The sequence below is a fragment of the Cellulosimicrobium sp. EB106-03-01-XG111 genome, assembly GCF_058792115.1.
Genome location: NZ_JBYTEQ010000010.1, coordinates 111284 through 126063 on the forward strand (window position 1 = coordinate 111284; position 14780 = coordinate 126063).

Below are 14780 nucleotides of genomic sequence, written 5' to 3' on the forward strand. Positions count from 1 at the left end.
GGTCGGGGTGCCCGACGGCGGGTGCGTGGGCAGGGTCCCGGCGTGCGGCCGGGGACGGTCGGTGGCGTGCTCGGTGGTGCGGCCCCTCAGACGCGGGCGGCGGCGAGCGCGCGCGCCACGGGGGCGCGGTCGCCGAGCGCGGAGGTCACGCGGTCGAGGAACATCGCGAGGATGACGACGGCGAGGCCCGCCTCGAACCCGAGCGCCACGTCGACGCGCTGGAGCGCCGCGACGACGTCCTCGCCCAGGCCCCCTGCGCCGACCATGCCGGCGATGACGACCATGGAGAGCGAGAGCATGATGACCTGGTTGACGCCGGCCATGATCGTCGGCAGGGCGAGCGGGAGCTGGATCTGGCGCAGGATGCGGCCGGGGGTCGAGCCGAACGCCTGGCCCGCCTCGACCACCTCCTTGTCGACCTGACGGATGCCCAGCTCGGTGAACCGGACGCCGGGCGCCATGGCGAAGACGATCGTCGCGATGATCCCGGGCACGGGCCCGGTGAGGAAGATGACGACGGTCGGGATGAGGTAGACGAACGCCGGCATCGTCTGCATGAAGTCGAGCACGGGGCGCACGACGGCGGAGACGCGGTCGTTGCGCGCGGCCCAGATGCCGAGCGGGATCGCGATCGCGATCGCGAGGACGGCGGACAGCAGGACGAGCGCGAGGGTGTCCATCGCGTTGTCCCACTGGTTCACGCCCGCGATGAGGACGAAGCCGACGAGCGTGCCGACCGCGAGCCGCCAGCCCTTGACGAAGTACGCCAGCGCGGCGAGGGCGATCGCGACGACCCAGAACGGCGGCCCGGACAGCACGGTGTCGAGCCCGTCGTAGACGCCCACGAGGACGTCCTTGATGAACCGGAAGAGCGGGCGGAACGTGGTGGTGACCCAGCCGACGAGGGCGTCGACCCACTCGCCGAGCGGGATGCGGGGGACGAGGGTGTCGTTCACGCGGCACCGCCTTCCGTCGGGGCGGCCGGGAGCGGGGCGGCGTCCGCCGCCGGTGCGTCCTGGACGACGGGCATCTGCCCGAGGTCGATCTCGCCGGTCTTCGGCTGGTCGCCGGGGACCATGGCCTCGAGGAGCGTGACGCGGGGGACGACGCCGACGAGCCGGCCCTGCTCGTCCGTGACCGCGACGGGCAGCGGCGACTCCGCGGCGGGGGCGAAGACGTCGGCGAGCGGGGTGTCGGGGGAGACGGGCGCGACGCCCTGGCGCACGAGCCCGTCGAGGCTGTCCTGGCCCTTCTTCAGGGCCGCGACCGCGTCCTCGTCGCGCACGACGCCCTGGAGGCGGCGCTGGCGGTCGACGACGTACGCGGCCGAGACCTGCGCCTCGCGCATGGTGCGGCTCGCCTGCCGGGGACCGCCGGAGAGGGGGACGACGACGGCGGGGCGCACCATGACGGACGACGCCGTGAGGACGCGCGTGCGGTCCACGTCGGCGACGAACTGGGCGACGTAGTCGTTCGCGGGGTCGGACAGGATCTGCTCGGCGGTGCCGATCTGCACGATCCGGCCGTCGCGCATGACGGCGATCCGGTCCCCGAGGTGCATCGCCTCGTTGAGGTCGTGCGTGATGAAGACGATCGTCTTGCCGAGCGTCTGCTGGAGCTCGAGGAGCTGCTCCTGCATCTCGCGCCGGATGAGCGGGTCGAGCGCGGAGAACGCCTCGTCCATGAGCAGGACGTCGGTGTCGGCGGCGAGCGCGCGGGCGAGCCCGACGCGCTGGCGCATGCCGCCGGAGAGCTGGGAGGGCAGGGAGTCCTCCCACCCGCCGAGCCCGACGAGGCCGAGGGCCGTGCGCGCCTTCTCGCGGCGCTCCGCCTTGCCGACGCCCTGGATCTCCAGGGGGTAGGCGGCGTTGTCGAGCACCGTGCGGTGGGGCAGGAGCGCGAAGTGCTGGAAGACCATCGACACGTGCTTGCGGCGCAGCGCGCGCATCTGCTTGGCGTCGGCCTGGGCGAGGTCCGTGCCGCCGAGCAGCACGTGCCCGGACGTCGGCTTCCACAGGCCGTTGAGCATGCGGATGAGCGTCGACTTGCCGGAGCCCGAGAGGCCCATGACGACGAAGATCTCGCCCTGCTTCACGTCGAACGACGCGTCGATGACCGCGGCGGTGCCGAGCGGCTTGACGTCGTCGCGGCTCGCGCCCTGCTCGAGGCGGCGGATCGCCTCGACGGGGCGGCGCCCGAAGACCTTGTAGACGTCGCGGACCGAGAGCGCGGTGGCGCGTTCGTCGGTGCCGACGGGCGCGGCGCCGGCGTGCGCGGCCGGGTCGGTCGGCACGGGTGTGCTGAGAGCTGTCATGCGGTGGGTGTCGCCACCTTCCGGTCGTGGACCAGCGTCACGCCCCTCCGGAGCACCCGGGTGCGGGCGCTCGACGAGAGGGCACGGCAGGAGGCCCCGGGTGCGAGGACGTCCTCCCTGGGGTGGCGCGTCCGGCCGTTGCCCCCGCAGGGGCCGGCGCACACAGGGCCTCACGCTGATCCGATGTCAATCGGTTCGCGCCCACCCTGCCTGATTCGAGGTTCAACTTCTACCCAGGCCCCCCACGCTGGGGGCGATTCCAGGACGATTCTTGACCGAACATCGTTGGAATGCTGCGGACGAGGGCAGAACCGGGATCGTTATCCCTTCGTGATCTTGAGATGGTCAAGCATTCGTGTTACGCGCGCGCCCGGGCGCGCGCGCCGGACGAACGGTGGCGACGAAGGCCCGGACGGCCCGCGCCCCGGCCGGACGGCGTCGGCCTCGGTAGGCTGGTGCCGGGCGGGCCGCGGTCCCGTCCCGCGCGGACGGGAGCCCCCAGCGCAGCAACCGACCAGCCATCGACGCCACCCGCGGAGCCGGCACCACCGGACCGCAGGCGCCGAGAACGCACAGGAGAACCATGTCCACCACAGCGCAGGCCCCGACTTCCGGCGCCACGCCCGGCTTCGACGAGATCCCCGGCCGGTACAAGGTCCGCGACCTGTCCCTGGCCGAGGCGGGCCGCCACCAGCTCCGCCTCGCCGAGCACGAGATGCCCGGCCTCATGGCGCTGCGCGCCGAGTACGGCGAGTCGCAGCCGCTCGCGGGCGCCCGCATCGCCGGCTCCCTGCACATGACCGTGCAGACGGCCGTCCTCATCGAGACGCTCGTCGCGCTCGGCGCGCAGGTGCGCTGGGCGAGCTGCAACATCTTCTCGACGCAGGACGAGGCGGCGGCCGCCGTCGTCGTCGGGCCGCACGGGACGCCTGAGGACCCCCAGGGCGTCCCGGTGTTCGCGTGGAAGGGCGAGAGCCTCGAGGAGTACTGGGACTGCACCGAGCAGATCCTCGTGTGGCCGGGGGACGAGTCGCCCAACCTCATCCTCGACGACGGCGGCGACGCCACGATGCTCGTCCACCTCGGCCTGCAGTACGAGCGCGCCGGCGTCGTCCCCCCGGACACGCTCCCGGGCGAGCCGGACCACACCCACGAGATGAACGTCGTGCGCGCGGTGCTGCGCCGCGCCCTCGAGGCGGACCCGCTGCGCTGGACGACGATCGCGCAGGAGATCCAGGGCGTCACCGAGGAGACGACGACGGGCGTGCACCGCCTCTACCAGCTCGCCGAGTCGGGCGAGCTGCTCTTCCCGGCGATCAACGTCAACGACTCGGTCACCAAGTCGAAGTTCGACAACAAGTACGGCATCCGGCACTCGCTGCCCGACGGCATCAACCGCGCGACCGACGTCCTCATGGGCGGCAAGGTCGCGTTCGTCGCCGGCTACGGCGACGTCGGCAAGGGCGCGGCCGAGGCGTTCCGCGGCCAGGGCGCGCGCGTCATCGTGTCCGAGGTCGACCCGATCTGCGCGCTCCAGGCCGCGATGGACGGCTACCAGGTCGCCCGGATCGAGGACGTGCTCGGCGAGGCCGACTTCTTCATCACGACCACGGGCAACAAGGACGTCATCCGCGCCGAGCACCTCGTCGCGATGAAGGACAAGGCCGTCGTCGGCAACATCGGCCACTTCGACAACGAGATCGACATGGCCGGTCTCGCCGAGGTGCCCGGGGTGTCGCGCACCGAGATCAAGCCCCAGGTCCACGAGTGGACGTTCGCGGAGCCGGGCCCCGACGGGCAGCCCGCGGGCCGCTCGGTCGTCGTGCTGTCCGAGGGCCGCCTGCTCAACCTCGGGAACGCGACGGGCCACCCGTCGTTCGTCATGAGCAACTCGTTCTCGAACCAGGTGATCGGCCAGATCGAGCTCTACCAGGACGCGACGGCCGCCGCGCGCGAGGGGCGCGAGCGCGCCTACGCGCGCCAGGTCTACCGTCTGCCCAAGGTGCTCGACGAGAAGGTCGCGCGCCTGCACCTCGACGCGCTCGGCGTCCGGCTCACCGAGCTCTCGCCGTCCCAGGCGGACTACCTGGGCGTCCCCGTCGAGGGGCCGTACAAGCCGGAGCACTACCGCTACTGAGCCCTGCCCCGAGTCGTCCGGCACGCGCCGAGGAGGTCGCATGGACCCGTCGTCCGACGAGCGCACGCCGGTCGTGGCCTCGCCCCCCGCGGGCGAGGGCACGGCGGGGCCGGCCGACGAGGTGCGCGACGAGCCGCCGCCGGGGCGGGTGCGGCCCCTGTGGCACCGCGTGGGCGACCGGTGGGAGTGTGAGCCCCCGCACGACCTGCTGTACGGCGCGATCGTCGCGGGCTTCGTCATGGCGGTCTCCAGCGTGCACGCCCCGACGGGCGACCGCGTCGTGCTCGCGACGTCCCTCGTGGCGGTGGGCTACTGGCTCGCGCACTGCTACGTGGACGCGGTGAGCGGGCGCTTCCACGACACCGGGCACTCGCTGTGGGGCCGCACGGTCGTCGCGCTGCGGTCGAACGTCGGCGTGCTGCTGGGGGCGGTCCCCGGGATCGCCGTGTACCTCGTGGCGCTCGCGGTCGGGCTCGGCGTCGAGGAGTCCGCCCTGGTGGCGGTGTGGTTCACCGTGCTCCTCCTCGGCGTCGTGGGGTTCCTCGCCGCGTTCCGTGCCGGGGCGCGCGGCGGCCGGCTGGTCGGGGAGACGCTGCTCGCCGCGGCGTTCGGCGGCGTGGTCATCGCGGTCAAGTACCTGCTGCACTGACGGCGCCCACGGGGGTTGTCCCCACCTCGGCACGGCGGACGCCATGCTGTCGCCGCCGCACGCGCGCGCCCAGACTGGCACCATGACTGCCGTGACCCCTGATCAGCCGAGCGTCGTGCCCGCGGGCGAGCCCTCGCCGGGCGCGCCCGACGCGGTCGTGCCGACGCCGCACCCCGCCGCCGCGCCGTCGTCGCCCGCGGCGGTCGGTACGCCCGGGATCCCGGGCGCGTTCGCGGGCTCGCAGCCCGACCCGCGGTACGTGGACCATCGCGAGCACGTCGGCTTCGCGCGCGCGCCGTTCGCGGGGCGCACGTGGCGCGAGTACGGGTACCTCTCGCTCGCGCTCCTGCTCGCGCCCTTCGCGTTCTCCTACGGGCTGTTCTCCGTGGTCTTCCTCGTCGCGATGATCGTGCCCGTCCTGGGCCTCGTCGTCGCGGGGTGGGTCGTGGTCGGCGGGCGCGGCTGGGGCTCGATGTACCGGTCGCTCGCGCGGTCCCTCCTCGGGGTCGACGTCGCCGCCCCCGCCCCGTACACGCGCCGCCGCGGCTTCTGGAGCACGCTGTGGAGCGGGATCGGCGACGGCACCGGGTGGCGGGCCGTGCTGTTCCTCCTCGTGACGTTCCCGCTCGCCATCCTGTCCTTCGTCGTGAGCACGGTCTTCCTCGCCGTCGGGCTCGGCGGCATGACGCACTGGCTCTGGTCGCGGTGGCTGCCCCCGCAGCAGGCCGCGGACGGATCGTGGCACCGTGGCGCGCAGATCGGCGTCGACTGGTACGTCGACACGCCGGCGCGGCAGCTCGGCCTCGTGCTCCTCGGGGCGCTCTTCCTGTGGGTCTGGCCGCACGTGACCCGCGCGTTCGCGCACCTCTTCCGCGTGCTCACCGTCGCGCTGCTCGGCCCCACGCTGTCCAGCCTGCGCGTCGCCGACCTCGAGGAGTCGCGCGGGCGCACGGTCGAGGACGCCGACGCGAAGCTGCGCCGCATCGAGCGCGACCTGCACGACGGGACCCAGGCGCGCCTCGTCGCCGTCGCGATGCAGCTCGGCGAGGCTAAGGAGCAGCTCGCGGCGGGCGGCGACGCGGGGGACGCGCTCGAGCTCGTCGACCTCGCGCACTCGTCGACCAAGGAGGCGCTCGTGGAGCTGCGCGAGCTCGCTCGGGGCATCCACCCGCCCGCGCTCGACAACGGCCTCGCCGTCGCGCTCGAGACCCTCGCGGCGCGCTCGCCCCTGCCGGTGACGGTCGACGTCGACCCGGCCGTCGAGGCGTCCGGCCGGCTCGCCCCCGCGGTCGAGTCCATCGCGTACTTCTGCGTCGCCGAGCTCGTGACCAACGCCGTCAAGCACGCGCGCGCGACCGGGGTGTACGTGCTCGTGGAGCGCCAGGGCAGCGGCCGCGGGGCGCGCCTGCGCCTGCGGGTGCGCGACGACGGCCAGGGCGGCGCGCGCGTCGTGCAGCCGGGCTCGGACGGGCACCGCTCCGGGCTCGCGGGTCTCGCGGAGCGCGTGCGCTCCGTGGACGGCTCGCTCGAGCTCACGAGCCCCGTGGGCGGCCCGACGGTCGTCACGGTCCTCCTGCCCGTGCGGGTCTGACGTGCACGCGGAGGGGACGGTCCTGCCCGGGCGGCGGGGCGGCGTCGGGCAGGATGTCCTCGGGGCACCACGCCCGCCCGGGCCGCCCGGCCCGTCCGACCGGAAGGACACCATGCGGCTCGTCATCGCCGAGGACTCCGCCATCCTGCGCGACGGTCTCGTCGCGCTCGTCACCCGCCGCGGCCACGAGGTCGCGGCGGCGGTCGCGGACGGCGACGAGCTCGTCGCGCAGGTCGCGCGGCTCGCGGCGCAGGAGGCGCTGCCGGACGTCGCCGTCGTCGACATCCGCATGCCGCCGACGTTCACCGACGAGGGGCTGCGCGCCGCGCTCGCGCTGCGCGCGGCGCACCCCGACCTCGGGGTGCTGCTGTTCTCCCAGTACGTCGAGACGCGGTTCGCGAGCGAGCTGCTCACGGGCGGGGCGCGCGGCGTCGGCTACCTCCTCAAGGACCGCGTCGCGGACGTCGGGGAGTTCGTCGACGCGCTCACGCGCATCGCCGCGGGCCAGACCGTCCTCGACCCGGAGGTCGTGAGCCAGCTCATGGGGGCGTCGCGGTCCGACGACGGTCTCGCGCGCCTCACGCCGCGCGAGACCGAGGTGCTCGAGCTCATGGCGCAGGGCCGGTCGAACTCCGCCATCGCGGAGGCCCTGTTCCTCTCCTACGGCGCGGTCGAGAAGAACGTCACCTCGATCTTCGGCAAGCTCGGGCTGCCGCAGGACGCCGGCGACCATCGCCGCGTCCTCGCGGTGCTGCGCTACCTCAAGGTCTGAGCGGCGCACGGTCCGAGCGGCGGGGGACAACCCCCCGGAGCCTCGGTGGACGACCGCGACGCGGTCGGGGGACCGTCCCGTACCGGGACGAACAGGATGTTTCGAGACTGGTGAGCACCGGGAGACCTCCCGGGCCCGCCGACCGAGGAGCATCCCGTGGCCGTCCTGTCGCCACCCCCCGCCCGACCCCGCGCGTCGTCGCCCGTCCGCCCGGCTCAGCCCCGGCTCCGGGACACCGCCCCGCCGGCTCCGCGCCGGGACCGGCTCCGCACGGCGGCCGCAGCCGGCGAGGGACCCCGCCGCCCGTCGCGCGACGTCTTCGTCGACGCCGTGCGCGCCGTCGCGACCCTCAGCGTCCTCACGGTGCACTGGCTCATGGCGGACGCGACGTGGGACGGCGAGCAGCTCCGGATCGGGAACGCGCTCGCGCACGGCGGAGGGTGGGTCGTGACGTGGGTGCTCCAGGTGCTCGCCCTGCTGTTCTTCGCGGCGGGCGCGTCGGCGGCGTACGGGCTGCGGCGGGCCGACGACCGCACGGGGACCGCGGCCCGGGGCCGGGTCGTGACCCGTCCGAGCGCCGTCGCCGACCTGGCCGACGGCGTCCGCCTCGCCGGCGCCCGGCTGCCCCGCCTGCTGCGACCGGTGGCCGTCTTCGTCGGGGCGTGGGTGGTCGCCGTCGGCGTCCTGCTGGCCGTCGGGCTCCCGGCCGACGCCGTCCGCTCGCTCGCGACGCTCGCGCCGCAGCTCCTGTGGTTCCTCGCGGTCTACCTCGGCCTCGTCGTGCTCACGCCGCTCCTGCGCCGCGCGCTGCACGCCGCCGGGTGGTGGGCCGTCGCCGGTCTCGCCGCCGCCCCGCTCGCGGTCGAGGCGCTGCGGTTCGGCGCAGGCTTCGAGCGGCTCGCGCTCGTGAACGTGGTGCTCGTGTGGGCCGTGCCGTACGCCGTCGGGCTCCTCTACGCCGACGCCCGCTCCGGTCTGCGGGTCGTGCGCCGGGGCCGCCTCGTCCCCGTCGCCGTCGTGCCGCGCCCCCGGGTGCTCGTGGCCGTCGGGCTCGCCGCGGCTGCCCTCGCCGCCCTGCTCGTCGCCGTCGGGCCCTACCCGGTCTCGCTCATCGGCATGCCGGGCGACACGATGTCCAACCTCGGTCCGCCGACCGCGCCCGTCGTGCTGCACGCCGTCGCGCTCGTCGCGCTCGCGCTCGCCGCGCGGGGACCGCTCGTGCGCTGGGCCGACGGCCGGGGACGGTCCGTCGTCCGTGGTCTCGCACGGCGCTCGATGACCGTGTACCTGTGGCACCTCACCGCGATGGTGGTCGTGGTCGGGGTCGTCCTCGTGGTGCTCGGCCAGGAGCTCCCGGCCGTGGGCGGCGCCGACTGGTGGGCGAGCCGGCCCGTCTGGTTCGGCGCGTTCGCCCTCGTGCTCGTCGGGATCGCGCGCGTCGTCGGGCGGTTCGAGGACGCCCCGACGGGGCGCCGCACGCGTCAGCGCGTCGGGTCGGGCACCGAGTAGGGGAGCCGGTGGAGCAGCTCGGCCTGCTCGCGCGCGGCGGCCTGCGCGCGCTGGGCCGTCGCGCGGTCCCGGTCGCGGCGCTCGGTGAGCACGGCGAGCAGGAACGTCTCGGGGTGGGTGCCGGGCGGCGGGCCCGGCGCGACGTACCGCTCGACCTGCCCCGCGAGCTCCTGGCCGAGCCGCGCGCGCGACGCCGGGTGCAGGCGGGCGGCGCGCCCGAGGAACTGCCGGGCGGCGAGCGCGAGGCCGTCCGGCAGGCGCCGCATGTCCGCGTGCGCGGCCCACGCGGCGAGGTAGGGCGGCATCGCGAGGGGGGCGAGCGTCGGTCGCCCGCCCCGCACCCGGATCGCGTACGTGCCCGCGGCCATGTCGCCGAGCCGCTTGCCCTTGTCGTTCGTCAGCGACGCGACCAGCGCGACGGAGCCGAACGTCAGCCAGATCTCCCCGACCCCGACGAGCGCCCGCAGGAACGCGTGCCGGAACCGGACCGGGCCGCCGTCGTCGCGCACGACGCGGATGCCGAGCGCGAGCTTGCCGAGCGAGCGGCCGCGCGAGAGCGTCTCGACCGTGGTCGGGATGACGACCATGACGAGGACCGAGAAGGCGATGAGGATCGCAGTGACCATGTCGAGCTCGAGCGACCCCAACGAGGCGCCGAGCACGAAGAGCGTCGCGACGAAGAACACGAGCACGACGAGCAGGTCGAGCGCGAGCGCCAGCCCGCGCGTCGCGAACGACGCCGGTCGCGCGTCCAGGACCACGCCCTCGCCTATCACGATGCCTTCGCGCACGCCCGCTCCCGTCCTCGCCGTCGCGGGTCCTGCCCGCCCGTCGGTCGGCGCACCGGCGGCACGCCCCGTGTGGCAGGGTATCGGTCGTGGACCTCGACGCCTTCACCGACGTGCACGGCGCGGAGTGGGACCGCCTCGACGCGCTCGTCCGCCGCCGCACGCTCGACGGCGCGGAGGCCGACGAGCTCGTCCGGCTCTACCAGTCCGTCGCCACGCACCTGTCGACCGTGCGCTCCGTCGCGCCGGACCCGGTGCTCATCTCGCGTCTGTCCGTGCTCCTCGGGCGCGCCCGCACACGCATCGCGGGGGCGCACGAGCCCGCGTGGCGCGACGTCGTGCGGTTCCTCACCGTGTCCCTCCCGGCCGCGCTCTACCGGATCCGGTGGTGGTCGGTCGGCGTGACCGCCGCCTTCCTCCTCGTCGCGGTCGTCGCGGGCGTCTGGGTCGCGACGACGCCCGAGGGCCTCGCGTCCATGGGCCCGCCCAGCGTCCAGGAGGACTACGTGAACGACGCGTTCGCGTCCTACTACGACCCGGGCGTCGACTTCGCCGCCGTCGTGTGGACGAACAACGCGCGGATCGCGGCCTTCTGCGTGGGCCTGGGGATCACGGGCGTCTTCCCCGTGTGGGTGCTGTTCCAGAACGCGGTCGGCGTCGGCTCGATCGGCGGCATGATGGCCGCGCACGGCGAGCTCCCGCTCTTCCTCCAGCTCATCGCGCCCCACGGGCTGCTCGAGCTCATGTCGATCTTCGTCGCCGGCGCCGCCGGGCTGCGGATCTTCTGGGCGTGGATCGACCCCGGCCCGCTGCCGCGCTCGCGCGCCCTCGCGCAGGAGGGCCGGGCGCTCGTCACCGTCGCGATCGGCCTCGCGATCGCGCTCGCGGTCTCCGGCGTCATCGAGGGGTTCGTCACCGGGTCGGACCTGCCGTGGTGGCTCAAGATCGCCGTCGGGGCCGTCGCGCTCGCGGCGTTCTGGGTCTACACGATCGTGCTCGGCCGCCGCGCGGTCCGGGCCGGGGAGACGGGCGACCTCACGGCCGACCACGCGGGCGACGCGGCCCCCGTCGCGGCCTGACCCACGACGCCGGGCGTCAGTCGTCGAGCACGACGCGCGCCCGCGCGCCCGGCCACCCGCACCGCACCCAGTCCTCGGCGCGCGCGACGACCTCGTCGCGCACCGCAGGGTCGCGCAGGCGGTCGGCGGGGCTCGGCGCGCGGTCGTCGGACGCGCCGGGGCCGCTCGGTGCGTGCAGGGGCCGCACCTCGACGTGCACGACGACGTCCGTCCCGTCGGCCGGGCGCGTCCCGTCGGCCTGGTCCGCCGCTCGGGCACCGCGCGCGGCCGGGGTCGCTGCTCGGGCACCGCGAGCCGCCGGGGCCGCCGGGCGGGCCGTCCAGGCGCCCGCGACGCGGCCGTCGACGAGCACCGCCGCCGCGACCTGGCCGTTGACGCTCACGACGCTCGTGACCGGCAGGTCCCCGAGGACGCGCGTGCGGTCGTCGTGGGACAGGAGCAGGTTGTCGAAGTCGCCCGCGAGGACCACCGGGACGGGCTCGTCGCCCGACGGGCGCGGCGCGTCGGGCAGGTCGAGGAGCTCGGTGCCGGCCGGGCCGGTGAACGTCACGAGCTCGGGCCGCAGCACGTCGACCGCGGCGCGCAGCCGGGTCAGGCCTGCCCAGCGCTGTGCGTCGGCCACCGACGCCGGCCCGAACGCGGCGAGGTACCGGCGCACGAGCCGCACGCGCGCCGCGAGGGTCGCGTCCGGGTCCGTGCCGTGCGCGACGGCGTCGAGGACGGCGTCGGACCGGCCGAGCCAGGCCCGCGCCGTGGTCCAGGTGGTCGTCGTGCCCGTCCCGCTCACGCCCCACAGGCCGCGGGGCGGCACCTGCACGAGCGGGAGCAGGCAGCGCGCCGCGTACGCGAGGTGCTTCGCGTCGACGTCGGGCCACCGCTCGGCGAGGCGCCGTCCGAGCTCGACCGACGTCAGCGGCTCGGCGAGCAGGTCGTCCGCGACGCGCTCGAGGTCGTCGAGGTCGACGTGCGCGAGCGCCGTCCCGTGCTGGTTCCTCGACCGCAGGTAGGTCGCCAGGCCGGGACGGGCGAGCGCCGTCAGCTCGAGCGCGTCGTCGGCCGCGACGAGGTGCACCGTGCCGCGCAGCGTCGCGACGCGCACGACCTCGCGGTCGAGCAGGCGGTCGCCCAGGTCGTCCGGGGTGAAGCCCGTCAGGCGCGACCAGAGCGCCGGGTACGGCGACGACGGGACCTGCGACTGCAGGCCGACGAGGTGGCGCACCTCGTCGACGACGGTCGCGTCGCGCGGTGCCGAGAGGTGCTGGCGCGCGAGCAGCGCGCGGTTGAGGTCGTCGTGGTTCAGCCGCGGCCCGAACCGCTCGTCGACCATCGCCCCGTCAGGACAGGACGATCGCGAGGGCCGGGACGAGGAACGTCGCGAGCAGCGCCACCACGACGATGATCGCGACACGACGGTTGCGCCGGACGCGCTGCCGGGGATCGGTCGGCTGCCAGGCCACGGGGTCTCCTGAGGTCGGGACGGACGTGCTGAACGACCCTACCCCCCGCCCCTGACGGTCGGGGGAGAGGGCCCCTCTACCTCGCGACCGTGGCTCTGTCTCGCGCGACCACCGGCTCCGGCTCGGTGGCCCCCGCGGGGCTCAGAGGCGGCCGGCCGCCTTGAGCGCGAGGTAGGTGTCGGCGAGGCGGGGGGCGAGGTCGTCGGGGAGGGCGTCGACGACCTCGACGCCCCGCTGGCGCAGGACGGTCGTCACGGCGGCGCGCTCGATCTCGCCGCGCGCGGCGGCCGCGGCGTCGTACGCCTCCGCGGTCCCGGTGCGGTCGTCGCGCAGGGCGGCGACCTCGGGGTCGCCCGCCGCGGCGAGCACGACCTGGTGCTTGGCCGTGAGCTGCCCGACGACGGGCAGCAGGCCGGACTCGACGGCGGCGGCGTCGAGCGTCGACAGGAGCACGACGAGCGCGCGCTGCGACAGGCGCTCGTGGACGGTGCTGACGAGGCCCGGCCAGTCGGTCTCGAGGAGCGCGGGCTCGAGCGGCGCGAGGGCGTCCGCCATGGCCGGCATGAGGCGCGGCCCCGCAGCCCCGGCGACGCGCGAGCGCACGGTGCGGTCGTACGCGACGAGCTCGACGCGGTCCCCGGCGCGCCCCGCGAGGGCGGCGAGCAGGAGCGCCGCCTCGATGCTCGCGTCGAGGCGCGGCGCGTCGCCGACGCGCGCCGCGGACGTGCGGGACGTGTCGACGACGATCAGCACGCGGCGGTCGCGCTCGGGCCGCCACGTGCGCACGACCATGTCCCGGCCCCGCGCCGACGCGCGCCAGTCGATCGAGCGGACGTCGTCGCCGATGACGTACTCGCGCAGCGAGTCGAACTCCGTGCCCTCGCCGCGGACCTGCACCGCGGCCCGTCCGTCCATCTCGCGCAGGCGCGCGAGGCGGCTCGGGAGGTGGCGCCGCGACGCGAACTCGGGGAGCACGCGCAGGCGCCCGGGAACGGGGATCGAGGCCTGGCGCGCCGCGAGCCGCAGCGGGCCGAACGAGCGGATCGTCACGCGGTCGGCGACGCGCTCGCCGCGGCGGGTCGGGACGAGCACGGTCGTCACGCGCGTCGCCTCGCCGGGCGGCAGATCGACGTCGTGGCGGTTGACCTGCGTGCCCGCGGACGGCGGCCACGCGTCGCGCACGAGCGCACGCAACCGTCGCGAGGCGAGGTTCGTGAGCGTGAGCCGGGACGCCGTCGCGTCCGTGAGCCGCACGGAGCCCGCGACGCGCCGCTCGATCGCGACGCGCCGCGGCGACGCCGCGAGGGCCGCGTCGAGCGCGCACAGCGCGACGACGAGCAGCGTCCACACGAGCACCGTCCCCGGCACGGGGACGAGCAGCACGGGGACGGTCCCGAGCGCCGCCAGCACGACGGCGCGCCACGTCAGGGCCACGAGCGACGCCTCAGCGGGGGACGGGGACGGACGCGAGCACGGTGTCGAGCACGCTCTCGGCCGTCACGCCCTCCAGCTCGGCCTCGGGCCGCAGCTGCACGCGGTGGCGCAGCGTGGGGTGCGCGAGCGCCTTGACGTCGTCCGGCGTCACGTACGAGCGGCCCGAGAGCCACGCCCACGCGCGCGACGTGGCGAGCAGCGCCGTCGCGCCGCGCGGGGACACGCCGAGGGACAGCGACGGGGAGTGGCGCGTCGCGCGGCACACGTCGACGGCGTAGCCGAGCACCTCGCGCGCGACCTGGACGCGCGCGACCTCCGCGCGCGCACGGTCGAGCACCTCGCGCGCGGCGACGGCGCGCACCCCGGCGCCCGCGAGGTCGCGCGGGTCGAAGCCGGCGGCGTGGCGCGCGAGCACCTCGACCTCCTGCTCGCGCTCGGGCAGGGGCAGCACGACCTTGAGGAGGAAGCGGTCGAGCTGGGCCTCGGGCAGGGGGTACGTGCCCTCGTACTCGACGGGGTTCTGCGTCGCGATGACGAGGAACGGGTCGGGCAGCGGGCGGGGCGTGCCGTCGACCGAGACCTGCCGCTCCTCCATGGCCTCCAGGAGCGACGCCTGGGTCTTGGGGGGCGTGCGGTTGATCTCGTCGGCGAGCAGCAGGTTCGTGAAGACCGGGCCCTCGCGGAACGAGAACTCGGCGGTCCGCGCGTCGTACACGAGCGAGCCCGTGACGTCGCCCGGCATGAGGTCGGGCGTGAACTGCACGCGCTTCGTGTCGAGGTCGAGCGACGCGGCGAGCGTGCGCACGAGCAGCGTCTTGGCGACGCCGGGCACGCCCTCGAGCAGCACGTGGCCCTTGCAGAGCAGCGCGATGAGCAGGCTCGTCACGGCGCCGTCCTGCCCGACGACGGCCTTGCCGACCTCGCTGCGGACGGCGGCGAGCGCCTGGCGCAGCTCGGGCGACGGCGCGGGCGGGTCGTCGTGCACGGGGCCGGGCGCCGGCGCGGGGGTCGGTGCGGGCGCCGTCGGCGCCTGGCCCTGGCCGTACGGCG

At 75.5% G+C, this 14780-nt stretch carries 13 protein-coding genes; 6 read left to right on the forward strand and 7 right to left on the reverse strand.

The features are described from left to right. Window positions 1-86: 86 nt before the first annotated feature. Window positions 87-956, reverse strand: a complete 870-nt coding sequence (locus AC3WT4_RS10895) for an ABC transporter permease (protein ID WP_492315437.1) — start codon at window positions 954-956, stop codon at window positions 87-89. Next, window positions 953-2314, reverse strand: a complete 1362-nt coding sequence (locus AC3WT4_RS10900) for a quaternary amine ABC transporter ATP-binding protein (protein ID WP_492315438.1) — start codon at window positions 2312-2314, stop codon at window positions 953-955. The genes AC3WT4_RS10895 and AC3WT4_RS10900 overlap by 4 nt, the downstream gene beginning before the upstream one ends. A 583-nt stretch (window positions 2315-2897) precedes the next feature. Here AC3WT4_RS10900 and ahcY point away from each other — a divergent pair. The 5 genes from ahcY (at window position 2898) to AC3WT4_RS10925 (ending at window position 8972) form a co-directional block, all read left to right on the forward strand. Further along, window positions 2898-4451 (forward strand): adenosylhomocysteinase, encoded by a 1554-nt coding sequence (gene ahcY, locus AC3WT4_RS10905; RefSeq protein ID WP_083385142.1) that lies wholly within the window; start codon window positions 2898-2900, stop codon window positions 4449-4451. 40 nt (window positions 4452-4491) lie between these two features. Further along, window positions 4492-5100, forward strand: coding sequence for an MntP/YtaF family protein (locus AC3WT4_RS10910; protein WP_492315439.1), 609 nt, complete (start codon window positions 4492-4494; stop codon window positions 5098-5100). Between the two features lie 82 nt (window positions 5101-5182). Further along, window positions 5183-6691 (forward strand): sensor histidine kinase, encoded by a 1509-nt coding sequence (locus AC3WT4_RS10915; RefSeq protein WP_074807625.1) that lies wholly within the window; start codon window positions 5183-5185, stop codon window positions 6689-6691. A gap of 112 nt (window positions 6692-6803) precedes the next feature. Next, window positions 6804-7463: a response regulator transcription factor gene (locus tag AC3WT4_RS10920; protein ID WP_492315440.1), complete on the forward strand. Its 660-nt coding sequence runs from the start codon at window positions 6804-6806 to the stop codon at window positions 7461-7463. Between the two features lie 156 nt (window positions 7464-7619). Next, the gene (locus tag AC3WT4_RS10925) at window positions 7620-8972 is read left to right on the forward strand and encodes an acyltransferase family protein (protein ID WP_492315441.1); all 1353 of its coding nucleotides are present in this window, start codon (window positions 7620-7622) and stop codon (window positions 8970-8972) included. Here AC3WT4_RS10925 and AC3WT4_RS10930 read toward each other — a convergent pair. Beyond that, window positions 8945-9763: an RDD family protein gene (locus AC3WT4_RS10930; protein ID WP_074807620.1), complete on the reverse strand. Its 819-nt coding sequence runs from the start codon at window positions 9761-9763 to the stop codon at window positions 8945-8947. The genes AC3WT4_RS10925 and AC3WT4_RS10930 overlap by 28 nt on opposite strands. An 86-nt stretch (window positions 9764-9849) precedes the next feature. On the opposite strand from AC3WT4_RS10930, the gene AC3WT4_RS10935 reads away from it, so the two are divergent. Next, window positions 9850-10839 (forward strand): stage II sporulation protein M, encoded by a 990-nt coding sequence (locus AC3WT4_RS10935; protein ID WP_074807619.1) that lies wholly within the window; start codon window positions 9850-9852, stop codon window positions 10837-10839. Window positions 10840-10855: 16 nt separating this feature from the next. On the opposite strand, the gene AC3WT4_RS10940 is transcribed toward AC3WT4_RS10935, so the two are convergent. The 4 genes from AC3WT4_RS10940 to AC3WT4_RS10955 all read right to left on the reverse strand — a co-directional run bounded on the left by AC3WT4_RS10940 (window position 10856) and on the right by AC3WT4_RS10955 (window position 14715). Beyond that, a complete protein-coding gene (locus AC3WT4_RS10940; RefSeq protein WP_492315442.1) occupies window positions 10856-12166 on the reverse strand; it encodes a winged helix DNA-binding domain-containing protein in 1311 nt (436 codons plus the stop codon). Window positions 12167-12173: 7 nt separating this feature from the next. Further along, entirely contained in the window at window positions 12174-12296 is a 123-nt protein-coding gene (locus tag AC3WT4_RS10945) for a hypothetical protein (protein WP_255179365.1), read from the reverse strand. A 141-nt stretch (window positions 12297-12437) separates the two neighbouring features. Beyond that, a complete protein-coding gene (locus AC3WT4_RS10950) occupies window positions 12438-13730 on the reverse strand; it encodes a DUF58 domain-containing protein (protein WP_074807613.1) in 1293 nt (430 codons plus the stop codon). Window positions 13731-13740: 10 nt separating this feature from the next. Then, on the reverse strand, window positions 13741-14715 hold the full coding sequence (locus AC3WT4_RS10955; protein ID WP_492315470.1) for an AAA family ATPase: 975 nt from the start codon (window positions 14713-14715) through the stop codon (window positions 13741-13743). Between the last annotated feature and the right edge of the window lie 65 nt (window positions 14716-14780).